Source organism: Streptomyces sp. NPDC101393 (genome assembly GCF_044767385.1).
In the GTDB taxonomy this organism is placed as follows: Bacteria; Actinomycetota; Actinomycetes; order Streptomycetales; family Streptomycetaceae; genus Streptomyces.
Genome location: NZ_JBIWNU010000005.1, coordinates 267,350 through 290,669, shown reverse-complemented (window position 1 = coordinate 290,669; position 23,320 = coordinate 267,350). Strand labels below are relative to the sequence as shown.

Genomic DNA, 23,320 nt, shown 5'->3' with positions numbered 1-23,320 from the left:
GCACGGGGTGACAGTAAGTTTGCGAAAATTGAGTCCTTCCACGGCTGGACCCTGCTTCGCCATCGCCCGTGAGCGACCTGCCGACCGCCTGCCGACCTGGCGTACGTCTGCCCGGATAACGCTCAGTCAGTCAGGGGAAGTTGCACCACGAGCAGCTTCCCGGCCATGGTGACGCCGCCGTCCATCGCGATCGCGAGGCCTTCGGCGTAGACATGCGGACCGTCGACGGCGATGCCGTCGCTCTCGCCCTCCTCCGTGCCGACCTCGCCCAGCAGATACGGGATCGGGCTGTGGCCGTGTACGACACGCTCGCCGCCGTAGGCGTCCAGGAGTTGGCGTACGGCCTGCGAGCCCGATTCGTCGCGGAAGGCGAAGCGCTTGGTGAACTTGCGGAACAGGTCCCAGACTTCGTCGGCCTCGCTGCGCGTGAGCACGTCGTGGACGGTGTCGTTGACGGCCTCGATGGAGTCGCCGTACTCGAGGTAGGCGGTGGTGTCGGAGTGCACGAGCAGATGCCCGTCCTCCTCCATCACGGCGTCCAGCCGGGCCATCCACTGGAGGTGGTGGTCCTCCAGGCGGTCCATGTCGGTCTTCTGGCCGCCGTTGAGGAGCCAGGCGGCCTGGAAGGAGGCGGTGCCCGCGCCGGACTGCACGGGGGTGTCACCGAACCGCTTCGCGCCGAGCAGCAGCAGTTCGTGATTGCCCATCAGGGCCTTGCAGTAGCCGCCGGACGCCGCGGCCTCGGCGGAGAGCTGCATGACGAGGTCGATGACGCCGATGCCGTCGGGGCCGCGGTCGGTGAAGTCGCCCAGGAACCACAGCCGGGCGTTGCCGGCCGCCCAGTTCCCGTCGGCGTCGATCAGGCCCTCGCGGGCGAGTGCCTCGCGCAGCTCGTCGTAGTAGCCGTGGACGTCGCCGACGACGTACAGCGGGCCCATCCCCTCGATGTCCTCGGCGGGCGCCGTCTCCTGCGCGGGGACGACCGCCGGGCGGTCGATGAGGGTGTCGGTCTGCTGCCCACCCGTGCCGATGACCGGGAGGTCGCGTGCGGTGGGGGTGTACTCCGCCGGCAGCTCGACCGGAGGGGCGGCAGACGGCACGACGGGTGCGGCGGGCGGCGCGACCGGCGGGCCTGCGGGGAGATGGAGGGGCGGTCCGGCAGGTGGCACGTGGGGTGTCCCGGCGGGCGCGCCGGGGGGTGGCTCGGGTGGCATGGCTGACGCCGATGTCTGTCCCGCCATGGTCCACACCATGGGTCCCTGACCGGCCCCCTGAGTCATCGACCCCTCCACCATCGCGCCGCCGTGCACCTCTGGGACCTTTGCCTGGTCGACGGCGGTCCGCGGTGTCGTGCGCCCATCATAGGAATGCCGCTCGCGGGTTGTGACGCACCCGGGGGTGGTCAATCGGCCGGAGCCCGGCGTTCACGGATGATTTATCCCGTGATCACCCGGTTTTTTCCTCACCGAAGTGGGCTCCCGGCAGCCGCCGACGCGCCTGGTCCTTCGTTCGTGGCAGCGCGCGCGGCAGGCTGTCAGTCGCCGGCCGGTCCTCTCGGGGGGCTGACGGTCGTCCGTGGAGAGCGCCGCTGGGACGAGGTCCGGACGATCAGATCGGTCGGTATCACCTGCTCGACGGGCCGGCCGTTGTCGAGTCCTTCGATGGCGTCGATCAGGATCTGGACGACCGCGGTGCCGATGCGGCGGGGCTTGAGCGAGAGCGTGGTGATGGGTGGCTCGGTGGTGGCGTAAACGGTGGACTCGCTGCAGCAGACCAATAACAGGTCCTCGGGTACGCGCAGGCCGTAGCGCCGGGCCGCCGCGAGCAGGTCGGTGCCGTTGGGGTCGAAGAGTCCGTAGACGGCGTCCGGGCGGTCCGGGCGCGCCAGCAGCCGGTCGGCGGCCACGGCACCCGCACACGGGTCGTGTGCCGGGTAGGACTCGTAGACCGGGTCCTGGCCGACGCGTTCGCACCAGCGCAGGTAGGCGGTGGTCGACAGCCGTGTGTAGGTGTCGGTGGTGTTGCCCGTGAGCAGGCCGATGCGGCGGGCGCCGGCGTCGGCGAGGTGGTCGAGCAACCCGAGAACGGCCGCTTCGTGGTCGTTGTCGACCCAGCCGGTGACGGGGAGGGTGCCGCCGGGGCGCCCGTCCGAGACGACGGGGATGCCGTGCCGGACGAGTTCGGTGACGACGGGGTCGCCGTCCGCGGGGTCGATGACGACGGTGCCGTCCAGGGCGACGTTGGACCACACGTCGTGGCGGGACGTCGCGGGGAGGATGACCAGGGCGTAGCCGCGGGCCAGCGCGGCCGAGGTGGCGGCTCTGGCCATCTCGGCGAAGTACGCGAATTCCGTGAAGGTGAAAGGTTCATCCCCGTACGTGGTCACGGTCAGGCCGATGAGCCCTGATTTGCCGGTACGGAGGGTGCGGGCGGCTGCGGACGGGCGGTAGCCCAGCCGGTCGGCCACCTCGCGGACGTGGCTACGGGTGGCATCCGGAAGCCGCCCCTTGCCGTTGAGCGCGTCGGAGACGGTCGTGATCGATACACCGGCTGCGGCGGCCACATCCCGGATGCCCGCCCGCCCCAGCCGGCGACCGGTGGACCGGCTCACCTGGTGCTTCCCTGCTGCTGTCATGGCGAGCCGATAGTAGGGCTCGACAGGGCCATTCGCGGGTGTCGACAGGCAGCCATGAGCAGGCACGTTTCTGCAAGGTGATTAGACGTCAAATCGCATGAATGCGAAGGTGGTTGAGGCATACGAAGATCATTATGGGCGTGATTCCGGGTCCTTGCCTGTCGATCGGCTCAGATATCGAAGAGGTCTCAAGTCACCTTCACGGGTGATGCGCGCCACGGCGTGAGCCACCGGCGCGCAGTGTTCCGTGAAGCGCGCCCCGCAGAGATCACGCGGGGCGGCGATATCGGCAGGGGCTGACGCCGAACGGGGTAATCCTCATAAGGTGTGCAGTATTGGAGTCGAGCGGGACGGTCGAGGAGGACCTGCGGTGAGCGAGAAGACCCCGAAGCTGCGTGCTGCGCTGGACGGCATCCCCACCTATAAGCCGGGCCGGCCCGCGGCGGCCGACGGCCCCGCCGCGTACAAGCTGTCCTCCAACGAGAACCCCTATCCGCCGCTGCCGGGTGTCCTGGAGAGCGCGGTGGCCGCGGCCGGGTCGCTGAACCGCTACCCCGACCTGGCCTGTACGGGCCTGATGGCGGAGCTGGCGGAGCGCTTCTCGGTGCCGGTCGAGCATCTGGCGACGGGCACCGGCTCGGTGGGCGTGGCCCAGCAGCTGGTGCAGGCGACGGCCGGACCCGGCGATGAAGTGATCTACGCCTGGCGGTCATTCGAGGCGTACCCGATCGTGGCGCAGATCTCCGGGGCCACGTCCGTGCAGGTGCCGCTGACCTCGGGTGAGGTGCACGACCTGGACGCGATGCTCGCCGCGATCACCGACCGGACCCGGCTGATCTTCGTCTGCAACCCCAACAACCCCACCGGCACCGTCGTACGCCGCGCCGAGCTGGAGTCGTTCCTGGACCGGGTCCCGAGCGATGTGCTCGTGGTGCTCGACGAGGCGTACTGCGAATTCGTCAGCGACGCCGAGGTGCCGGACGGCATCGAGCTCTACCGTGACCGGCCGAATGTGTGCGTGCTGCGCACCTTCTCCAAGGCGTACGGGCTGGCGGGGCTGCGGGTCGGCTTCGCGGTGGCGCACGAGCCGGTGGCCGCCGCGCTGCGCAAGACGGCGGTGCCGTTCGGTGTGAGCCAGGTCGCGCAGGAGGCGGCGGTGGCCTCGCTGCGCAGCGAAGCGGCGCTGCTGGAGCGGGTCGACGCGCTGGTCGCCGAGCGGGCCCGGGTGTTCGACGGGCTGGTCGGGCAGGGCTGGACGGTCCCCGAGTCGCAGGCCAACTTCGTGTGGCTGCGGCTGGGGGACCGTACCGCCGACTTCGCCGCGGCGTGTGAGCGTGCCGGGGTGGTCGTGCGGCCGTACGCCGGCGACGGCGTGCGGATCACGATCGGCGAGAGCCCGGCGATGGACCTGTTCCTGCAGGCCGCCGAGGAGTTCCGCAAGGCGTTGTAGCGCGCCTGGGCGGTGGCGACGGGCAGGGGCATGAGGCCGCGGGTCGGGTGACCCGCGGCCTCATGCCGTGCTGACGTGGATCGGATCGCCGTTGCGGACGGTGGCCAGCACGCGGGGGTCGCCGTCGACGCGGCCGAGCACGTTGCAGGGGGAGGCCAGGCGCGGCTCGTCGCCCAGGGAGATGGGCGTGGGGCCGTACGGCAGCGCGAGGGCGTCGCCCTCCGTCCAGAAGGCGACGGTGCCGGGCTCGACGACCTGGCGGGCGCCCGCCTCCAGTGCGGGAGTGATCCCGGTGTCGAAGTAGACCTCTTCGCCCCAGGTCTGGGCGGTGGCCCCGATCGGCAGTGCGGCGATCAGCGCCTCGCTGGTGGGCGTGTGGTCGAGTGTGGCGGTCAGCTGCCCTGCGGGCCATGAGATCCGTATCTTCATGGCGCCGAATTCAACAATATGTTGAAGGTTTGCGGAAGGGGTCGCGCGCCATGGATTCCTGCGTGACGGCAGTCACGTACCCCCCATAGGAAAGGTGGGGAGGCTATGCGCGATAATTGCTTGTGAATGTGAACGCGTTCACAAGCGTCCCCGCTTTGTTGTGCTTTGTTCTGCGCAAAGGGGACAAACTGCCGTAGTGCAGCGGCGACGTAAGGAGAGAGCGACGTGGAACTGGCGTTGGCGCCAGAGACTCTGGCGCGGTGGCAATTCGGCATCACGACCGTCTACCACTTCCTGTTCGTCCCCCTGACGATCTCCCTCGCCGCTCTGGTGGCAGGGCTTGAGACCGCATGGGTGCGAACGGCCAAGCAGAAGTACCTCAAGGCCACCAAGTTCTGGGGCAAGCTGTTTCTGATCAACATCGCGATGGGTGTCGTCACCGGCATCGTCCAGGAGTTCCAGTTCGGCATGAACTGGTCCGACTACTCGCGGTTCGTCGGCGACGTCTTCGGTGCCCCGCTGGCCTTCGAGGCACTCATCGCGTTCTTCTTCGAGTCCACCTTCATCGGGCTGTGGATCTTCGGCTGGGACAAGCTGCCCAAGAAGATCCACTGCTTCTGCATGTGGATGGTCTCGATCGGGACGATCCTGTCCGCCTACTTCATCCTGGCGGCCAACTCCTGGATGCAGCACCCGGTCGGCTTCAAGTACAACGCCGCCAACGGGCGCGCCGAACTCACCGACTTCTGGAAGGTGCTGACCCAGGACACCACCCTGGTCGTCGTCTTCCACACGCTGACCGCGGCCTTCCTGACCGGCGCCGCGTTCATGGTCGGCATCTCCGCCTTCCACCTGATGCGCAAGAAGCACATCAAGGTCATGCGGACGTCGCTGCGCCTCGGCCTGATCACCCTGGTCATCGCCGGTGCCCTCACCGCGATCAGCGGTGACCAGCTCGGCAAGGTCATGTTCCGGCAGCAGCCGATGAAGATGGCCGCGGCCGAGGCGCTGTGGGACAAGGAACAGCCGGCCCCGTTCTCGGTCTTCGCCTACGGAGACGTCGAGAAGGGCCACAACACGGTCGCCATCGAGATCCCGGGCCTGCTCTCCTTCCTCGCGCACGACGACTTCAGCTCGCCGGTCCCCGGCATCAACGACGTCAACAGGTCCGAGCAGCAGAAGTTCGGGCCCGGCGACTACCGGCCCAACATCCCCGTCGCCTACTGGGGCTTCCGGTGGATGATCGGCTTCGGCATGACGTCGTTCGCCATCGGGCTGGCCGGGCTCTGGCTCACCCGGAAGAAGTTCTGGCTGTCCCCGGAGCTGCGTACGGGGGACGAGGAAACTCCCCATCTCGCGCTGACCAAGAACAGGAAGCTCGGCGCCCGCCTGAGCAAGTGGTACTGGTCGCTGGCCTTCGTCACCCTCGGATTCCCGCTCATCGCCAACTCGTGGGGGTGGATCTTCACCGAGACGGGCCGGCAGCCCTGGGCCGTCTACGGCGTGCTGCGCACGTCCGACGCGGTGTCGCCCGGCGTCTCGCAGGGCGAGGTGCTCACCTCGATGATCGTCTTCACCTCGCTCTACGCGGTGCTCGCCGTGATCGAGGTCAAGCTGCTGGTGAAGTACATCAAGGCCGGACCCCAGGAACTCACCGACTCCGACCTCAACCCGCCCACCAAGATCGGCGGCGACTCCACAGACGCCGACCGGCCGATGGCCTTCTCGTACTAGGAGGCGGCAGTGCAACTCCATGACGTCTGGTTCGTCCTCATCGCCGTCCTCTGGGTCGGGTACTTCTTCCTCGAAGGCTTCGACTTCGGTATCGGCGTGCTCACCAAGCTGCTCGCCCGGGACCGGCGCGAGAAGCGCGTTCTGATCAACACCATCGGTCCCGTGTGGGACGGCAACGAGGTGTGGCTGCTCTCCGCGGGCGGCGCGACCTTCGCCGCCTTCCCCGAGTGGTACGCCACCCTCTTCTCCGGTTTCTATCTGCCGCTGCTGGTCATCCTCGTCTGCCTGATCGTGCGCGGGGTCGCCTTCGAGTACCGCGCCAAGCGGAACGAGGAGAAGTGGCAGCGGAACTGGGAGCAGGCGATCTTCTGGACCTCGCTGCTGCCCGCCGTGCTGTGGGGCGTCGCGTTCGGCAACATCGTGCGCGGCGTGAAGATCGACGCGCACAAGGAGTACGTCGGGACCCTTCTCGACCTGCTGAACCCGTACGCGATCCTCGGCGGCCTGGTCACCCTCACGCTGTTCACCTTCCACGGCGCGGTGTTCGCCTCGCTCAAGACGCTGGGCGACATCCGGGAGCGGGCGCGCAGGACGGCGACCGTCCTCGGACTGGTCACCGCCGTGCTCGCGGTGGGCTTCCTGAGCTGGACCCAGGTGGACAAGGGTGACGGCAGCAGCCTCATCGCCATGATCGTGGCGGTGGTCGCGCTGATCGCGGCGCTGATCGCCAACCAACTCGGGCGTGAGGGATGGGCGTTCGGGTTCTCCGGGGTCACCATCGCGGCCGCGGTCGCGATGCTGTTCCTGACGCTCTTCCCGAACGTCATGCCGTCGACGCTGAACGAGAGTTGGAGCCTCACGGTCTCCAACGCCTCGTCCAGCCCCTACACCCTGAAGATCATGACCTGGTGTGCCGGTATCGCCACACCGATCGTGCTGCTCTACCAGGGCTGGACGTACTGGGTGTTCCGCAAGCGGATCGGTACCCAGCACATCGCCGACGCCCACTGACCGTGGGACCCACCGGGGTGAGTGAGCTTCACGGGGCCGGCTCACCCCGGTGCGTCACCAGTGGTCCTCACCTGCCCCCGCAACAAGTTCTTCCACCGGCTCATCAGGACGGAAGTTTCACGTGAAACCGGTCGACCCGCGCCTGCTTCGATACGCCCGCGCCACCCGCGGCTTCCTCATCGCGGTGGTGGTGCTCGGGCTTGCCGGGGCGGGTCTGGTCGTCGGCCAGGCCATGCTCATCGCCGAGGTGGTGGTCGGCGCCTTCCAGCACGACCTGGACCTCGTCGGTCTGACCACGCCGATGGTGCTGCTTGCGGTCGTCTCTGTCGGCCGCGGACTGGTCTCCTGGCTCACCGAGCTGGCCGCGCACCGCGCGAGTGCGTCGGTCAAGTCCGAGCTGCGGATGCGGCTTCTCGAACGGGCCGCGCTGCTCGGGCCCGGCACGACCGTCCGCCGCCCGCAGACCGGGCCGGACGGCACGGACGCGGAGAGCGGACCGGCCGGCACGACAGGCGGGGCCGCGAATGCGTCGCAGATGCGGACCGGTGAACTCACCACGCTCGCCACCCGCGGTATCGACGCGCTGGACGACTACTTCGCGCGCTATCTGCCGCAGCTCGGGCTGGCGGTCGTGGTCCCCCTCGCGGTGCTGGCCCGGATCGTCACCGGCGACTGGATCTCGGCGCTGACGATCGTCCTCACCCTCCCGCTGATCCCGCTCTTCATGATCCTCATCGGATGGGCGACCCAGTCCCGGATGGACCGCCAGTGGAGGCTGCTCTCCCGGCTGTCCGGGCACTTCCTCGATGTCGTCGAGGGGCTGCCCACCCTCAAGGTCTTCGGCCGCGCCAAGGCGCAGGCGGCCGCCATCCGCACCATCACCAGCGAATACCGCCGGGCGACGCTGCGTACGCTGCGGATCGCCTTCCTGTCCTCCTTCGCGCTCGAACTGCTCGCCACCATCTCCGTCGCGCTGGTCGCCGTCGGGATCGGCATGCGCCTGGTGAACGGCCAACTCGACCTCTACACCGGCCTGATGGTGCTGGTGCTGGCACCCGAGGCGTATCTGCCGCTGCGGCAGGTGGGCGCGCAGTACCACGCGGCGGCCGAGGGACTGTCGGCCGCCGAGGAGATCTTCGCGGTACTGGAGACCCCGCTGCGTACTCCCGGCACGTCGCCCGCGCCCGAGGGCACCGCGCTGGCCGTCGAGCAGCTGGTCGTCCGCCACCCCGGACGGAGCGGGGAATCGCTCCCCGCGACCTCCTTCCAGGTCCGGCCCGGCGAGACCGTGGCCCTGGTCGGGCCGTCCGGCGCCGGCAAGTCCACGCTGCTCAGCGTGCTGCTCGGCTTCACCGAACCGTCCGAGGGCCGGGCTCTCGTCGACGGCCAGGACATCGCCACCCTCTCCCCCGAGAGCTGGCGGCGGCGGATCGCCTGGGTGCCGCAGCACCCGCACCTCTTCGCGGGCACCATCGCCGAGAACGTACGGCTGGCACGCCCCGACGCGACGGACGCGGCGGTGCGTGCCGCCCTGGGTGACGCCGGTGCGCTGGACTTCGTCGACGCGCTCCCCGACGGCACCGGGACCCGCCTCGGCGAATCCGGTGCCGGGCTCTCCGCGGGCCAGCGTCAGCGCATCGCCCTCGCCCGCGCCTTCCTCGCCGACCGCCCGATCCTGCTCCTCGACGAGCCGACCGCGAATCTGGACGGCGAGACCGAGGAGGCGATCGTCGCGGCGGTCCGCCGGCTCGCGGTCGGCCGCACGGTGCTGCTGGTCGTGCACCGGCCGGCCCTGCTGGCGGTGGCCGACCGCACGGTGCGGCTGGCGGGCCCGGCGGGAGACCCCGTGCTGCCGGGGTACACGGCGGAGCCGGGCCGCGCCATGGCGTCCGTGCCGGCGGCGACGCCGGAGCCCGCGCCCGTTCCTGTTCCTGCGGCTCCGGCCGAGCGCGCGGATGACGACGCCGTCCCCACGCGGGGTGCGGCGCTGACCCGGCTGCGGCGGACGGCCCGTGCCCGGCGGGCACGGTTCGCGCTGGCGTTGTTGCTGGGAAGCCTCGCGCTGGGCAGTGCGGTGGGCCTGATGGCGACCTCCGGCTGGCTGATCTCGCGGGCCGCGCAGCACCCGCCGGTGCTCTATCTGATGGTGGCGGTCACCGCGACCAGGGCGTTCGGCATCGGGCGCGCGGTGTTCCGGTACGCCGAGCGGCTGGTGGCACACGATGCGGTGTTCCGGATGCTCGCCGACGTCCGGGTGGCCGTCTTCCGGCGGCTGGAGCGGCTCGCACCGGCCGGACTCAAGGAGCGCAGCCGCGGCGATCTGCTGTCGCGGCTGGTCGCGGATGTCGACGCCGTCCAGGACTACTTCCTGCGGTGGCTGCTGCCCGTCGGCGCGGCGGTGCTGGTCGGGGCGGGCGCCGTCGGCTTCACCGGGTGGCTGCTGCCGGAGGCCGGGGTGATCCTCGCCGCCGGTCTGCTGCTCGCGGGTGCCGGAGTGCCCGCACTCTCGGGTGCGCTGGCCCGGCGGGCGGAGCGTCAGCTGGCGCCTGCCCGCGGGGTGCTCGCCACCCGGGTCGTCGATCTCCTCACCGGAACGGCCGAGTTGACGGTCGCCGGTGCCCTCACGAGCCGTACCGACGCGGCGCGCCGCGCGGACCGTGACCTGACCCGGATCGCGTCGCGTTCGGCCGCCGCGGCAGGGGTCGGCGCCGGGCTCTCCGCGCTGCTGTGCGGGCTGACCGTCGCCGCGGCCGCGGTCGTCGGTGTCCAGGCGGTGCACGCGGGACGGCTGGACGGGGTGACGCTGGCGGTGGTGATCCTCACCCCGCTCGCCGCCTTCGAGGCGGTGACGGGCCTGCCGCTCGCGGTGCAGTACCGCCAGCGCACCCGGCACGCGGCCGAGCGGGTTTTCGAGGTGCTGGACGCCCCGGCGCCGGTGCGCGAGCCGGCTGCTGCGGCCGCGGCTCCCGATGGGCCCTTCCCGCTGGTCGTTCGGGACCTGACCGCTCGCCACCCTGGGCAGGCCGAGCCCGCGCTGGACGGGGTCGGGTTCACCCTGACACCCGGTCGGCGGCTCGCCGTCGTCGGTCCGTCCGGTTCCGGAAAGACCACGCTGGCGCAGGTGCTGCTGCGCTTCCTGGACCGGGAGACGGGGACGTACACGCTGGACGGGACGGATGCCGAGGCGGTGGACGGTGACGCGGTCCGGCGGCTGGTGGGGCTGTGCGCCCAGGACGCGCACCTCTTCGACAGCTCCTTGCGGGAGAACCTCAAACTCGCCCGCCGCGATCCGGAAGCGGCCGGTCCCGGCGACCAGGACCTGTGGGACGCCCTCGGGCGGGCGCGGCTCGCGGACTGGGTGCGCGGGCTGCCCGAGGGGCTGGACACCATGGTCGGAGAGCACGGTGCCCACCTGTCCGGTGGCCAGCGGCAGCGCCTCGCGCTGGCCCGCGCGCTGCTCGCCGACTTCCCGGTGCTCGTCCTGGACGAGCCCGCCGAGCATCTGGACCTGGCCACCGCTGACGCACTGACCGCCGATCTGCTGGCCGCGACGGAAGGCCGTACGACGCTGTTGATCACCCACCGGCTCACCGGTCTGGAGGCGGTCGACGAGGTGCTGGTACTGGACCGTGGCCGTCCCGCGCAGCACGGCGGATACGCGGAGCTGGCGGCGGCCGACGGACCGTTCCGGCGGATGCTGGAGCGTGAGCGCGCGGTGGACGCGGCGTTCGCGGGAGCACCGGCCCCGGAGCCCGCACCTGCGCTCCCGGCAGCACTCTCGGCGCAGAGCCGGGGGCCCTCCCATCCCGCAGCTCAGGGCACAGTCATTACCTGACCTCTCGTCCGGATCGTGCCGGGTACGCGGGTCCGGCACCGCGCCTCCACGGCACCGGGCCCGCTCGCCGGTCCGGCCCGACCCGGCCTGATCCCCACGAAAGGCCCTGGCTCTCGCGGCACCGTCACCACCTGGGTGACGACGCGGACGCCACATAGCCGACCAACTGGACTTTCCTCGGAATAGTGCACTTATTAGGCTCGTGGCATGGCAGCCACGGCAGGACCTGAAGACCCCATGGACGCCGGGAGCACCGGAGCGGCCCCCGAGCCCATGGACGAGGGGAGGGCCGGCAAGATCCCCGACCCCATGGAGGCCGCCACCGAGGCCACCCGTAGCCTCCAGGGCCTGTCGTCCGAGCTGACCGCCCGGGTGCCGCAGCTGCTGGAGGCGATGCGGACGGTCGGCGCCGGGCTCGATCTGCACATCACCCTCGACCGGATCGCGCAGACCGCGGCCGAGCTGGCCGAGGCGCGCTACGCCGCGATCGGGATCATCGACGACACCGGCAAGGGGCTGTCGGACTTCGTGACGTACGGCGTGACCGGTCAGCAGCGTGAGCAGATCGGCAAGCTGCCGGACGGTCACAAGGGCCTGCTCGGCGCGCTGATCCACGACCCCAAGGCGCTGCGGCTCGCCGACCTCACCCAGGACGTCCGGTCGGCCGGATTCCCGCCGCGGCACCCGCCGATGCGGACGTTCCTGGGGGTGCCGATCAGGGTCCAGGGGGAGATCTACGGCAACCTCTACCTGACGGAGAAGCACGGCGGCGGGGAGTTCAGTGAGGAAGACCTGCACATGGTGCGGGTGCTCGCCACCGAAGCCGGCATCGCGATCGGCAACGCCCGGTTGTACGCCGCGACCCGGCAGCGCGAACGCTGGATCGACGGGTCCGTCGCGGTGACCACCGAACTCCTCGCGGGCAGCGATGTGGACGACGCGCTGGCCGTCGTCGCCGAACAGGCCCGCAAGCTGGCGGACTCGGCAGCCGGGATCGTGCTGCTGCCCGACGAGGACGGCGGGCTGGAGATCGTCGCGGTCTCGGCCGACGACCCCACCGGGATCCTGGGCACCCAGATCCCGCCCGACAGCCCCGTGACGGAGAAACTCCTCGCGGGCGAGCCGGTGTTCGTGGACGACTCCGCCACCGACGTCCGCATGATCACGGCCATCGCGCCGCGCTTCGGCCCGAGCATGATGCTGCCGCTCAAAAGCGGCGGCCGGGTCCTCGGCACCCTCGCGACGCCGCGGAATCGCGGCGGCCGCCCCTTCACCGGTGCCGAGCGGACGCTCGCCGCCCAGTTCGCCGCGCAGGCGGCGCTGGCGCTGGTGCTGGCCGACGCGCAACGCGACCGCGAACGTCTCGCCGTCTTCGAGGACCGCGACCGGATCGCGCGTGACCTGCACGATCTCGTCATCCAGCGACTGTTCGCGACGGGCATGATGCTGGAGAGCGCGCACCGCAGGTCCGTGGTGCCGGAGGTGCGGCGGGGCGTCGGCAAGGCCGTCGACGAACTGGACGTGACCATCCAGGAGATCCGCACCGCGATCTTCGCGCTCCAGCAGGGTCCCGCCGAAGCGCCGTCCGGGCTGCGCACCAGGGTGCTGCGGGAGATCGGTACGGCCGCCGTGCCCCTCGGCTTCCAGCCGTCGGCGAACTTCATCGGCGCGGTCGACTCCCGGGTCGGCGAGCTGACCGGCAAGAACCTGATCGCGGCGCTGCGCGAGGCGCTGTCGAACGCCTTCCGGCACGCGCAGTCCACGAGGATCGAGGTCGTGGTCGATGCGACGGTCACGCTGGCCGACGGTGTCGACGGCGTACGGCTGACGGTGGCGGACGACGGCATCGGCATCGCGGAGGGCGGTCGCCGCAGCGGCCTGAAGAACCTCGCCACCCGCGCGGATTCACTCGGCGGCTCCAGCGGCTACGGCCCCGGGCTCGGGGAGGACGGCTCGGGGACGACGCTGACGTGGGAGGCGCCGTTGTGAGGGGTGCTGTGGTGAGGTGACGCGGGCGGGCCGTGGCCGGTGCCGGTAGCCGGGGCGGCGGCCGACGGCGGCCGGTGACGGGTTCCGGACGCGCCCGTTGTCTGAGGCGCCCGTTGCCTGAGGCGCCGGTGCAGGGTGGCCGACTTCGACCGGCGGTGCACGAAATGGGCCGTTCAGGGCGTTGAGTGAGCAATGGGTGACCTATATACGGCGATTTGTGTCCGCTTCGGGCAACTATCGAGCCCATGCATTCATCCACGTGGCGGCAGGGGTGGAAGAGACAGCAGGGACGGCTGGGACAGAAGGGAGCGGGGCGGGGGCCCCGCAGGGCCGCGGCGCGCGTCGTGTGCGCGTGCCTGTGCGCGGTGGTGCTCACGTCGGAGCCGGGAGCCGGTCCACCGGCCACCGTGGCGGACGGACGAGCCCCCGCAGCCGGGGCGTTCACCCCACCCGGGCCCCTCACACGTGCCGTGACGACCGCGACCGGCTCCGTCCACAGCCCGATGGACGCCGCCACCGCCCCCGCTACCGTTCGCGGTCACGATTCCGCTTCCGCTTCTGATCGTGACCGCGCTTCCGCATCTGCTCCCGCTCCCGGCCATGTCTCCCGGCCGCGCAGTGCCGACGAGCAGCTGGCTGAGGCCAGCCTGGCGGTGATCCGGCTGGGCGAGGCGGCCCACCGCACGAGCAGGGCGTACGTGGAGGGGCGGCGCGCCGTACAGGCGGAGCGGGCCGAGCGTGACCGGCTCCGTACGGCGCTGCGCCGCGAACGCCGCACCGCCGGCAGCCTGCTTCGCACGGTGGGCGCGATCGCCGGCGAGCAGTACCGCGCCGGCAGCGTCGCCGCGTACACCCTGCGCGCGGTGGGCGCCCATCGCGGGAAGCCGCCGGCCACGGTGGAGCGGGTGACGAAGCGACGGGAGCGGGTGCTGGCCGCGCGGGCCCGTTCGGTACGGCGGGAGAGCCGCGCGCTGGCGGCCGACAGCGTGGCGGCGACGGCCCGCGCGGCGGCGCTCAGCAGCCGGCGTGACCGTCTGGAGAAGGCGCGGGAGCGGGTCGGTAGTGGGTTGCGATCGGCCCGCGACGCGTTGCGGCAGCTGGCCTCGGCGGCGTCCGCGCGGCAGTCCTGCGGCAAGCTGCCGCCCGCGGTTTCCACCGCTGCGCAGGGCGTCGCCCCGGCGGCGACGCCGGGAGTGCGATGGACGCGCCCCGTGGAGGGCTATGAACTGTCCGCACCCTTCGGAGGCGCGGGTGATCATTGGTCCGGCGGCCACACCGGCCAGGACTTCGCGGTGCCCGTCGGCACCCCCGTACGGGCCGTGGGCGCGGGTCGTGTGACGAGCCTGACCTGCGGCGACGGCTTCGGGATCAGCATGGTCATACAACACGGGGCCGGGCTGTACTCGCAGTACGCCCATCTGTCGGCGGTGATGGCGCGCCCCGGCGGGCAGGTCATGTCCGGCCAACGGATCGCGCTCTCGGGCGACACCGGCAACTCCACCGGCCCGCATCTGCACTTCGAGGTGCGCCGGAAGCCCGATCTGGGGTCGGGCGTCGACCCCGTGCCGTGGCTGCGGCTGCACGGCGTACGGCTGTGAGACCGGATGCCCCGGACTCGTTGCGCCGAGAGCGGGGTGTGCCGAGCCCGATGGCGCTGAACCCCCGTAGCGCCGTAATGCCGCAGCGCTGAGGCTGGATGCCCTGAGCCGTTGCCCTGAGGCCGGGTGACCTGACACCTGTAGCGGTGTGGCGGCAACGGTGCGGCCGGTTCCACCACCCCGCGCGGGGGGCGGGGCTTGCCCCCTAGCGCTCCTCAAGGATGCGTTCGATGACCGCGGCGACACCGTCGTCGTTGTTGGACGTGGTCTGACGGGTGGTGGCGGCCAGGACGTCCGGGTGGGCGTTGGCCATGGCGTACGAGGTCCCGGCCCAGGTGAGCATCTCTATGTCGTTCGGCATGTCCCCGAACGCGACGACCTCTTCCGGCGTGACGCCCCGTTCGGCGCAGGCGCGGGCAAGCGTGTGGGCCTTGCTGACGCCGAGCCCGCTGATCTCCAGGAGGGCGGAGGGACTGGAGCGGGTGAAGGAGGCAAGGGATCCGGCGGCCTTACGGGCCAGCGTGAGGAAGGCGTCCGGGTCCATCTCGGGGTGGTGCGCCAGCAGCTTGAGCACCGGCTGACCGGGGCCGGTGACGGTGGGAGCGGGGGCGCCGGCCGGGGCGGCCGTCGTGCCGGAGGCGCCGGCGGCCGTGGCGTGGCCCGTGGCGCCGTACGGGGCCGCCGTCGTTTCGGGGACCGTCGTGCCGTACGGGGTCGCCGTCGCGTCGGGGTGCACCGGAGGTGCGAAATCCTCGGCCAGCAGTTTCTCCGCCGACGCGGTCACCGCGGCCGGGTCGCGGAAGAACGGCGGGTACTTCGGCTCGTAATGGATGCCGCCGGTGCGTTCGACCGCGAAGGAGGTACCGGGCGCCACCTCGCGCAGCGTCTGAACGACCTGGAGGGCGATGGCGCGTTCCAGCGGGCTGACCTCGATGATGCGGCGGCCGCGGTGCAGATCGACGACGGCTGCGCCGTTCGCGCAGATCGCCAGGCCGTGTCCGTGCACATGGTCGCTGACCACGTCCATCCAGCGGGCCGGGCGTCCGGTGACGAAGAAGACCTCGATGCCGGCCCGCTCCGCGGCGGCGAGCGCGGCGATCGTCCGGTCGGAAACCGTCTTGTCGTCGCGCAGCAGCGTGCCGTCGAGGTCGGTGGCGATCAGCCGGGGCGCAACGGCCGGCTCGGGCACGCGGGGTGGTCTGGCGGAGGCATCGGTCACCCGTCCATCCTCGCGTATTGCCGTGCACAGACGTGCGGTGGGTCGCGCGCCTGAGCCGCGTGCCTCCCGTCGGCATCCCCTGGGCGGCTCCCCGGCTCCCGGCGTATGCCCGCGCGGGAGGCCGGGCCGCCACCCGTCGGGATCAGCCGAGCCGGCCGAGCGCCTCCGTGGCGATCTGCTCGAACACCTTCTGGTCGGCGGCGAAATCGGAGTCCGGTATCGGTGCGTGCAGCGCGATCTCGGTGAAACCGAGGGCGCGGTGCCGGCCGGCGAAGTCCACGAAGGCCTCCAGGGATTCCAGTGGCCGGCCGCCCTCCGGGGTGAAGCCGGTGAGAAGGATCTTGTCGAGGTCGTTCACGTCGCGGCCGATGTCCGTGCAGGCCTTCTCCAGCTTCTCGATCTGGCCCTGGATGGCGGTCAGCGACTGCTCCGGGGTCCCCGTCTTGGAGATCTTGGGGTCGCCGGTCGTCACCCAGGCCTGGCCGTGGCGCGCGGCGAGCTTCAGACCGCGCGGCCCGGTGGCGGCGACGGCGAACGGGAGGCGGGGCCGCTGCACACAGCCGGGGATGTTGCGGGCTTCATCGGCGGAGTAGTGGGTGCCCTGGTGCGTCACGGCGTCCTCGGTGAGCAGCCGGTCGAGCAGCGGCACGAACTCGCCGAAGCGGTCCGCGCGTTCACGGGGTGACCAGGGCTCCTGGCCGAGCGCGGTCGCGTCGAAGCCGTTTCCCCCGGCGCCTATGCCGAGGGTGACGCGGCCGTCGGAGATGTCGTCGAGCGAGATCAGTTCCTTGGCGAGGGTGACCGGATGACGGAAGTTGGGCGAGGTCACAAGGGTGCCCAAGCGCAGCCGGGAGGTCGCAGCGGCTGCCGCGGTCAGCGTCGGCACGGCGCCGAACCACGGGCCGTCCCGGAAGGTCCGCCAGGACAGGTGGTCGTAGGTGTAGGCGGTGTGGAAGCCCAGCTCTTCAGCCCGCTGCCACTGGTCGCGACCGCCGTCGTGCCAGCGTCGGACGGGGAGGATCACGGTGCTCAGGCGCAGTGGGTTGTTCATGCGACAAAGCCTAAGGCGAGGCGGCCGGGCGCCGCTGCGAGCCGGCCAGACCTGTGGACAAGCACCCCCACACCCTGTGGATAACTTTCCGCAGCCCGACTCCTGTCCGGTCGTTCCCGGTATGTCCGGGGACCCTCCTGGCCTGGGCTTTACTCCGTATATAGCCATCAAGAGGGAGAATCGGGACAGCGGCGCAGAATGCAGGGCGCGGCGCGCGGTGCAAAGACGGCGCGCGGATGGGTCCCGGCGCAACTGCGCGAAGCGAAACGAAGCCGCGCGTTGTGGAGGAGCCATGGCACAGACCCGATTCGCCCCGGACCGCGGGCTGACCTCGCGCATGGTCACCACGATGTTCTTCATCGGCCTGCTGTACGTCGTGGTCGTCGGCGTGCTGGTGGTGCTGCTCAAGGGCGCGTGGGTGGTGGTGCTGGTGCTCGCCGGTGCCCTGTTCGTCGCTCAGTTCTGGTTCAGCGACAAGATCGCGGCGTTCAGCATGGGCGCGCGGGAGGTGACACCGGAGCAGGCCCCTGAGCTGCACGGAGCCGTCGACCGGCTGTGCGCGCTGGCCGATATGCCGAAGCCGCGGGTCGCGATCGCCGAGTCGGATGTGCCGAACGCCTTCGCCACCGGGCGCAACAGGAAGAACTCCATGGTGTGCGCCACCACGGGGCTGCTGCGCCGGCTGGAGCCGGAGGAGCTGGAGGGCGTGCTCGCCCATGAGCTCTCCCATGTCGCACACCGCGATGTCGCGGTGATGACCATCGCGTCGTTCCTCGGCGTACTGGCGGGGATCATCACCCGAGCCGCCCTGTGGAGCGGCATCGGCCGCGACAACCGGGACCAGAACGCGGCCATCGCCGTGCTCATCGTGACCGCCGTCAGCGTGGTCGTCTACGCCATCAGCTTCCTGCTGACGCGGCTGCTGTCCCGCTACCGGGAGCTGTCCGCCGACCGTGCCGCCGCGATACTCACCGGCCGCCCCTCGGCGCTGGCCTCCGCGCTCACGAAGGTCACCGGGCAGATGGCACGGATCCCGACCCGCGATCTGCGTAAGGCGGAGCCGTTCAACGCCTTCTACTTCGCCCCGGCGTTCAACAAGGAGAGCGTCAGCCGGCTGCTGTCCTCGCACCCGACGCTGGAACAGCGGCTGGACCAGCTGGGCCGGATAGCGGCGGACCTGGGACGGCCGTGAGCGGCACCGCCGCCCGGCAGCAGCGGAACCCACCCGGATCGATCCGCCTGACCGAACCGGCTGGCGGACTGACGGACCCGGCCGGCGGACTGACCGACCCGACTGGCTCACCGACCCGACCGGCCTGATCAAGGAGTACGTCGCGCATGGGATTTCTGGACGCCATCCTCGGCCGCAGCAAGCCGGTACGCCCCGATCTCGATCAGCTCTTCGCGCTGCCGTCCGCCGCCGTGACGCTGCAGGCGGCGGCCGGATTCGTTCCCTCCGGCCTGGGGTCGGTGTGCTTCGCGAGCGTCGAGGGCGGGGCGTTCTCGCGGATCCAGGAGGAGGCGCGGGCGCTGCTGGACGGTTCGGTGGAGTTCACCCAGGACGCGTACGGCTACACCTGGCTGCTCGCACGGCATCCGCCGGAGGACGTGGCGGGCCTGGTCAACGACCTGCACGCGGTCAACACGTCTTTGGAGGAGGCCGGGTTCGGCCCGCAACTACTGTGCTCGCTGATCGGATTCCGGGACGAGCGGGAACGGTCGCTGGCCCTCGTCTACCTCTACAAGCGCGGCACGTTCTACCCGTTCGCGCCCCAGCCGGGCGCCGGCGAGAAGCGCGACAATCCGCTCGAACTCCAGGCCCGGGCGATGCTCGGTGACGATCTGACGATCGAGAAGGACCTGTCGCGGTGGTTCCCGGTGTGGGGTGCTCCGGGCCTCTGACACCGCCTGGGAGTCCGCCGCTGACTCCAGGCCTCTGATGCTCGGGGCGTGTGCCTCTTTGGGCGGTCTCCGCCTCCTTGTGTCCCTGACCTGCGTTGTACGCGTTCCGGGTGCGGCTTCTCAGACGCTTGCGGACGGCCGGGGCCTGCGGTTCCTCGCCGCTTCCGTTGCGCCGTGCCGGTGCCTTCTCTGGTGCCTCTCCGGTGTCCTCCCGGTGGTCAGCCGGGGAAGCGGAGGAACTCCGGAGGTACGCGTTCGGTCAGCCAGACGCCGTTGGCGCTGACCCTGAACTCGTGGCCCGCCCGGTGCATCGCCGCCGCGTCAATCGTCAGTACGACGGCCTTGCCGCGCCGCGCGCCCACCCGGGTCGCGGTCTCGCGGTCCGGGGAGAGGTGGACGGCGTGCCGGGACATCGGCCGAAGCCCTTCCTCCCGGATGGCGGCGACGCTGCGGGCCACCGTGCCGTGGAAGAGGTGGGCGGGTGGTTCGGCCGTCGGGAGATCGAGATCGACATGTACGGAGTGGCCCTGGTTGGCGCGGATCAGGTCGCCCTCGATGGCGTAGCGCTGCTTGTCGCTCTCGGCCACCACGGAGTCCAACTCGGCCCGGGAGAACCGGAACCCGTGCCGGGTGGCAGCTTCGATCAGCTCCGTCACAGGCACCCAGCCATGGGCGTCGAGGGTGATGCCGATCCGTTCTGGTTCGTGGCGCAGATGTTTCGCCAGATACTTCGAAATGCGCACGGAGCGCGGGCTGTTCATTCCTCCAGAGTGCCGTGCGGTGTACGCGGTGGCATCCGAATTCCTGTGTGGGGCGGGGGGGGGTGCCGGGTGGCCGGCGCTCACTCGGCGTGCGGCTGCTGGCGGCCCCCGGTCCCCTCTGCCGCGTTCCTGGCTTTGGCGCTGTTGATCTCCTCGGCGGCCCAGTGGGCCCATTCCTCCTGCATCGCGGACTGCCGGAGGCCGTACTCCAGCGCGATGCGCCCGTACACGGAGATCATGTCGTCGTCCCACGGAGTGGTCTCGTCGATCTCGACGAGCCCGGCGTGATCGCCGGCCGCCGCCTCGGCTCGCTGCAGGAGGTAGGCCCGTGCTTCCAGCGGGGTGAGTACGCCGAGGAAGAAGACCCGCAACAAGCCGTCGTGGCGGGCGTGTCCGACAGGTTCGACGTCGGTGAGCCAATGGCGCAGCTCGCCGAGCCCCCCGTCGGTGATGGCGTATTCCTTGCGGCCGCGCGGGCCCTCGGCGGCGACGGTGACCATGCCGGCGGCGGTGAGCTTCGTCAGCTCGCCGTAGACCTGGCTCTGCGTCGCGGGCCAGACGTTCGCGAGCGAGGCGTTGAAGGTCTTCATCAGGTCGTAGCCGCTGGCGGGGGCTTCCGCCAGCAGTCCGAGTACGGCATGTCGCAGGCTCATGACCCGCACTTTACCTTCCACTGTTGACATGTCAAAGCTGCACCTTCTATCTTCGACATGTCGATGTTGGAATGTTCCGGTGCGGGTCTGATCGCCGGGATGGTGCGCGACGGTCGCGGGCGAAGAGGTCGCCGACCGCCGAGAAGAGGTCGACGAACCGGTCGGCGAATCAGCTGACAAAGAGAAGTTGATGAAGAGGGGGATCATGAACTATCTGCGGAGCTTCATTCCGTGGCTCGTCTTTGCCGCGGTGGCCTCGTTCGGCTGGCAGTGGGGTGCGCTCGCCGCCCTGGTGGTCTCCGTCGTGCTGCTCGTCGCCGACCGCGCGGCCGGCCTCGCGCCGGGAGCCCGGCTGCTGGAATACGGCACGATCGTGTTCTTCGTGGCCCTGGCGATCCTGGCCTTCGCGCGTCCCGACAGCGGATTGCAGCACTACGGCGGAGCCCTTTCGACCGGCTGGCTGGCGCTGATCGCCTGGGTGTCGATAGCGGTCCGCCGGCCCTTCACCCTGCCGATCGCCCGCAAGATGGCGCCTCCGGAGGTGTGGGCGACCCCGCTCTTCCTGCGGATCAACGTCGTGATCACCGCCGCCTGGGCGCTGTCCTTCACTCTCACCTCCGCAGCCCAGGCGGCTGTCACGGCCTACGACCTGGGCCTGCTCGTTTCGCTCCCCCTCCAGATCGCCGGCTTCGTTCTGCCCATCCGCTTCACCGCCGTCTATCCGGACCGGGCCCGTGCCCGCTTCCAGAGGCAGGCCGGCCCCGACATCCAGGAAGGCATGGCCGCATGAGCACCAAGTCACCGACCACCGCATCGGCCTCATCCGCCCCGGCCCCCCACCTCGCCGGCAACTTCGCCCCGGTGATGGACGAACTGACCGCCTACGACCTGCCGGTCACGGGCACCATCCCGCCGGAGCTCACAGGCTGGTATCTGCGCAACGGCCCCAACCCGCGGGAAGCCGCCTCGCGGCACTGGTTCCTGGGGGACGGCATGGTCCACGGCCTGCGCCTGGAGGGCGGCAGCGCCCGCTCCTACCGCAACCGCTGGGTGCGCACCCCGACCTTCACCGAGGGTGCGGAGACCGTGGACGAGCAGGGCCGCCGCGATCTGACGGCAGGCCTCGCCAACACCCACGTCGTCCGGCACGCCGGCCGCACCCTGGCGCTGGTCGAGTCGTCGTTCCCGTACGAGATCGACTGCCGCCCGGGCCACGAGCTGGAGAGCATCGGGGCCCATGACTTCGGCGGCCGTCTCACCACCGCCATGACCGCGCACCCCAAGACCTGTCCGACGACGGGCGAGCTGCACTTCTTCGGCTACGGCCATGCCGCGCCCTACCTCACCTATCACCGCGCCGACGCAGCAGGGGAGTTGGTCATCAGCCGCCCCGTCGACGTCCAGGCGCCCACGATGATGCACGACTTCCATCTGACCGAAGGCCATGTGGTCTTCATGGATCTCCCGGTCCTCTTCGACCGCGGTGCCCAGGGGATGCCGTTCCGCTGGGACCGTGAGTACGGCGCCCGGCTGGGCGTGCTGCGCCGCGACGATCCGTTCGGCGCGGTCCGCTGGCTGCCCATCGACCCTTGCTACGTCTTCCACGCCCTCAACGCCCACGACGACGGTGACCACCGCATCGTTCTGTATGTCTCCCGCTATCCCGAATACAGCAGCGACGCCTCGGCGCATCTGTGGCGCTGGACCATCGACCTCACCGCCGGCACCGTGAGCGAGGAGCAACTGGACGACCAGTTCTGCGAGTTCCCCCGGGTGGACGACCGCCTCGCCGGCCTCTCGGCCCGATACGGCCACGCCACCTCCGCGGAGGCGCCCGGCACAGGCCCGGTTCCCGGCGCGCTGCTGCGTTACGACCTGCGGACCGGTGCTGCCGCCCGATACGACTTCGGTCCTGGGCGCACCCCGGGCGAGGCGGCCTTCGCACCCGCCGATGAGCGTCCGGGCGGTCCGGGCTGGCTGATCACCTACGTCTACGACGCTGCCACCGACAAGAGCGATCTCGTCGTGCTCGATGCGGAGGACATAACCGCCGGCCCCGTAGCCACTGTCCATCTCCCGCAGCGCGTGCCGTACGGCTTCCACGGCAACTGGCTGCCGGACCCGGTGCGTTGAGTCGAATGGAGTTGAGCCGAGTCGGGCCAAGTCGGGTTGAGTTGAGCTGAGTTGATGACACGAGGGGCGTGGGCCCGGGGGCTCCCTGCGGTTCGCCGAACCAGGAGGGGCGATGCCTGAGGGAGTGCTGGCGTGGCGCAGCACTGAGGGAGTGGGGTCGCTGGCCTGCGAAGCGGCGGTTACCGGACCGGTCGGCCGGCCCGGCGTCGGGTGGGCGGGTGGCGTGGTCGGAGGGTCGCATCGTGACCCGGATTCCGGCCCAGACCCCGGCCTCGGTCGCCCACCCAGGCCGCCAGGTCCTGGTCACCCAGCCAAACGGACTGCCGAAGCGCGTCCGGTCCGAACCTTGATAACTGAAGAGACTGAAAGAGGGCAGTGCAGCGCAGCGTCGTTGGCGCGGGATGGCGGACGGCGGACGGCGGATGGCGGAGGGCCGACGGAGCGCGGCAGGTGACTGGAGGCGCTCCGGGCGGGCTGCGAGCGGCCCCAGCAAGGCCCCCGAGCCCTGCCCGGCTCCCTCTCCCCTCCCCTCCCCTCCCCTCCCGTCCCCGCGAATGATGCGGGTGGTCAGGCCTGCGGCTCGCCCCCACCCATCTCGTCGTCCCGGGTGGAGGTGCCGCGGGCGGCCTTGGTCAGGGCGTCCATGGTGCGGGCCTGGACCTCCCGGTGTGCCGCCGCAGCGATGAAGGCGGCGGTGTGCTCGGGGCCCACCAAGTCCTGTACGGCACGCACGGTGGCGTCCGGCAGGGACACCTCCTCGGTGTGCGGCTGCTGGTCGCCTTCGGCCTCCGGGGCGGTATCGACACCCCGGGCGACCCCGGCGCGGCCGACCGCCGCGGGGCCGCCGTCCCCCGGGCCGCTCGCGGTGGTGCCGTCATCCGCTGGGCCGTTCGCGGTGGTGCCGCCGTCCGCCGTACGGG

At 70.8% G+C, this 23,320-nt stretch carries 17 protein-coding genes; 10 read left to right on the top strand and 7 right to left on the bottom strand.

The annotated features are described in order from the left end of the window. Window positions 1–122: 122 nt before the first annotated feature. On the bottom strand, window positions 123–1,295 hold the full coding sequence (locus tag ACIRQ7_RS18190; protein ID WP_404263915.1) for a metallophosphoesterase: 1,173 nt from the start codon (window positions 1,293–1,295) through the stop codon (window positions 123–125). Window positions 1,296–1,534: 239 nt separating this feature from the next. Beyond that, the gene (locus ACIRQ7_RS18185) at window positions 1,535–2,635 is read right to left on the bottom strand and encodes a LacI family DNA-binding transcriptional regulator (RefSeq protein ID WP_404263510.1); all 1,101 of its coding nucleotides are present in this window, start codon (window positions 2,633–2,635) and stop codon (window positions 1,535–1,537) included. A gap of 370 nt (window positions 2,636–3,005) precedes the next feature. On the opposite strand from ACIRQ7_RS18185, the gene hisC reads away from it, so the two are divergent. After that, on the top strand, window positions 3,006–4,085 hold the full coding sequence (gene hisC, locus ACIRQ7_RS18180) for a histidinol-phosphate transaminase (RefSeq protein ID WP_404263508.1): 1,080 nt from the start codon (window positions 3,006–3,008) through the stop codon (window positions 4,083–4,085). Window positions 4,086–4,145: 60 nt separating this feature from the next. On the opposite strand, the gene ACIRQ7_RS18175 is transcribed toward hisC, so the two are convergent. Further along, window positions 4,146–4,514 carry a cyclophilin-like fold protein gene (locus ACIRQ7_RS18175; protein ID WP_404263506.1) on the bottom strand — a complete coding sequence of 123 codons (369 nt, stop codon included), beginning with the start codon at window positions 4,512–4,514 and terminating at the stop codon, window positions 4,146–4,148. A 225-nt stretch (window positions 4,515–4,739) separates the two neighbouring features. Here ACIRQ7_RS18175 and ACIRQ7_RS18170 point away from each other — a divergent pair, with 225 nt between their 5' ends. The 5 genes from ACIRQ7_RS18170 (at window position 4,740) to ACIRQ7_RS18150 (ending at window position 14,681) form a co-directional block, all read left to right on the top strand. Continuing rightward, window positions 4,740–6,248, top strand: coding sequence for a cytochrome ubiquinol oxidase subunit I (locus ACIRQ7_RS18170; RefSeq protein ID WP_401464531.1), 1,509 nt, complete (start codon window positions 4,740–4,742; stop codon window positions 6,246–6,248). 9 nt (window positions 6,249–6,257) lie between these two features. Then, a complete protein-coding gene (cydB, locus tag ACIRQ7_RS18165) occupies window positions 6,258–7,259 on the top strand; it encodes a cytochrome d ubiquinol oxidase subunit II (RefSeq protein WP_404263504.1) in 1,002 nt (333 codons plus the stop codon). A gap of 121 nt (window positions 7,260–7,380) precedes the next feature. Next, window positions 7,381–11,094 (top strand): thiol reductant ABC exporter subunit CydD, encoded by a 3,714-nt coding sequence (gene cydD / locus ACIRQ7_RS18160; RefSeq protein ID WP_404263503.1) that lies wholly within the window; start codon window positions 7,381–7,383, stop codon window positions 11,092–11,094. 309 nt (window positions 11,095–11,403) lie between these two features. Continuing rightward, complete coding sequence (locus tag ACIRQ7_RS18155) at window positions 11,404–13,083, top strand: GAF domain-containing sensor histidine kinase (protein WP_404263914.1); 1,680 nt, start codon at window positions 11,404–11,406, stop codon at window positions 13,081–13,083. 470 nt (window positions 13,084–13,553) lie between these two features. Then, window positions 13,554–14,681 carry a M23 family metallopeptidase gene (locus ACIRQ7_RS18150; RefSeq protein ID WP_404263501.1) on the top strand — a complete coding sequence of 376 codons (1,128 nt, stop codon included), beginning with the start codon at window positions 13,554–13,556 and terminating at the stop codon, window positions 14,679–14,681. A 205-nt stretch (window positions 14,682–14,886) separates the two neighbouring features. Here the strand turns inward: ACIRQ7_RS18150 and ACIRQ7_RS18145 are convergent, their stop codons facing one another. Then, a complete protein-coding gene (locus ACIRQ7_RS18145; protein WP_404263499.1) occupies window positions 14,887–15,900 on the bottom strand; it encodes an HAD family hydrolase in 1,014 nt (337 codons plus the stop codon). A gap of 142 nt (window positions 15,901–16,042) precedes the next feature. Continuing rightward, window positions 16,043–16,951, bottom strand: a complete 909-nt coding sequence (locus ACIRQ7_RS18140) for an LLM class flavin-dependent oxidoreductase (protein ID WP_404263498.1) — start codon at window positions 16,949–16,951, stop codon at window positions 16,043–16,045. A gap of 292 nt (window positions 16,952–17,243) precedes the next feature. On the opposite strand from ACIRQ7_RS18140, the gene htpX reads away from it, so the two are divergent. Both htpX and ACIRQ7_RS18130 read left to right on the top strand, forming a co-directional pair. Then, entirely contained in the window at window positions 17,244–18,143 is a 900-nt protein-coding gene (gene htpX / locus ACIRQ7_RS18135) for a zinc metalloprotease HtpX (protein ID WP_404263497.1), read from the top strand. A 146-nt stretch (window positions 18,144–18,289) separates the two neighbouring features. Next, entirely contained in the window at window positions 18,290–18,853 is a 564-nt protein-coding gene (locus tag ACIRQ7_RS18130; RefSeq protein WP_403674294.1) for a hypothetical protein, read from the top strand. A 218-nt stretch (window positions 18,854–19,071) separates the two neighbouring features. Here ACIRQ7_RS18130 and ACIRQ7_RS18125 read toward each other — a convergent pair whose 3' ends face one another. Together ACIRQ7_RS18125 and ACIRQ7_RS18120 are read right to left on the bottom strand one after the other, a co-directional pair. After that, window positions 19,072–19,614, bottom strand: coding sequence for an RNA 2'-phosphotransferase (locus ACIRQ7_RS18125; protein WP_404263495.1), 543 nt, complete (start codon window positions 19,612–19,614; stop codon window positions 19,072–19,074). A gap of 80 nt (window positions 19,615–19,694) precedes the next feature. Continuing rightward, window positions 19,695–20,267, bottom strand: coding sequence for a PadR family transcriptional regulator (locus tag ACIRQ7_RS18120; protein WP_404263493.1), 573 nt, complete (start codon window positions 20,265–20,267; stop codon window positions 19,695–19,697). Window positions 20,268–20,457: 190 nt separating this feature from the next. On the opposite strand from ACIRQ7_RS18120, the gene ACIRQ7_RS18115 reads away from it, so the two are divergent. Together ACIRQ7_RS18115 and ACIRQ7_RS18110 are read left to right on the top strand one after the other, a co-directional pair. Further along, window positions 20,458–21,057, top strand: coding sequence for a hypothetical protein (locus ACIRQ7_RS18115; protein ID WP_404263491.1), 600 nt, complete (start codon window positions 20,458–20,460; stop codon window positions 21,055–21,057). Then, entirely contained in the window at window positions 21,054–22,400 is a 1,347-nt protein-coding gene (locus ACIRQ7_RS18110) for a carotenoid oxygenase family protein (RefSeq protein ID WP_404263489.1), read from the top strand. The genes ACIRQ7_RS18115 and ACIRQ7_RS18110 overlap by 4 nt, the downstream gene beginning before the upstream one ends. The last annotated feature ends 920 nt before the right edge of the window (window positions 22,401–23,320 follow it).

Coding starts and splice junctions, on each gene's coding strand:
- ACIRQ7_RS18190 (WP_404263915.1), bottom strand. CDS start 1,295: ATGGTGGAGGGGTCGATGACTCAGGGGGCCGGTCAGGGACCCATGGTG.
- ACIRQ7_RS18185 (WP_404263510.1), bottom strand. CDS start 2,635: ATGACAGCAGCAGGGAAGCACCAGGTGAGCCGGTCCACCGGTCGCCGG.
- ACIRQ7_RS18175 (WP_404263506.1), bottom strand. CDS start 4,514: ATGAAGATACGGATCTCATGGCCCGCAGGGCAGCTGACCGCCACACTC.
- ACIRQ7_RS18155 (WP_404263914.1), top strand. CDS start 11,404: ATGGAGGCCGCCACCGAGGCCACCCGTAGCCTCCAGGGCCTGTCGTCC.
- ACIRQ7_RS18140 (WP_404263498.1), bottom strand. CDS start 16,951: ATGAACAACCCACTGCGCCTGAGCACCGTGATCCTCCCCGTCCGACGC.
- htpX (WP_404263497.1), top strand. CDS start 17,244: ATGGCACAGACCCGATTCGCCCCGGACCGCGGGCTGACCTCGCGCATG.
- ACIRQ7_RS18130 (WP_403674294.1), top strand. CDS start 18,290: ATGGGATTTCTGGACGCCATCCTCGGCCGCAGCAAGCCGGTACGCCCC.
- ACIRQ7_RS18125 (WP_404263495.1), bottom strand. CDS start 19,614: ATGAACAGCCCGCGCTCCGTGCGCATTTCGAAGTATCTGGCGAAACAT.
- ACIRQ7_RS18120 (WP_404263493.1), bottom strand. CDS start 20,267: ATGAGCCTGCGACATGCCGTACTCGGACTGCTGGCGGAAGCCCCCGCC.
- ACIRQ7_RS18115 (WP_404263491.1), top strand. CDS start 20,458: ATGAAGAGGGGGATCATGAACTATCTGCGGAGCTTCATTCCGTGGCTC.
- ACIRQ7_RS18110 (WP_404263489.1), top strand. CDS start 21,054: ATGAGCACCAAGTCACCGACCACCGCATCGGCCTCATCCGCCCCGGCC.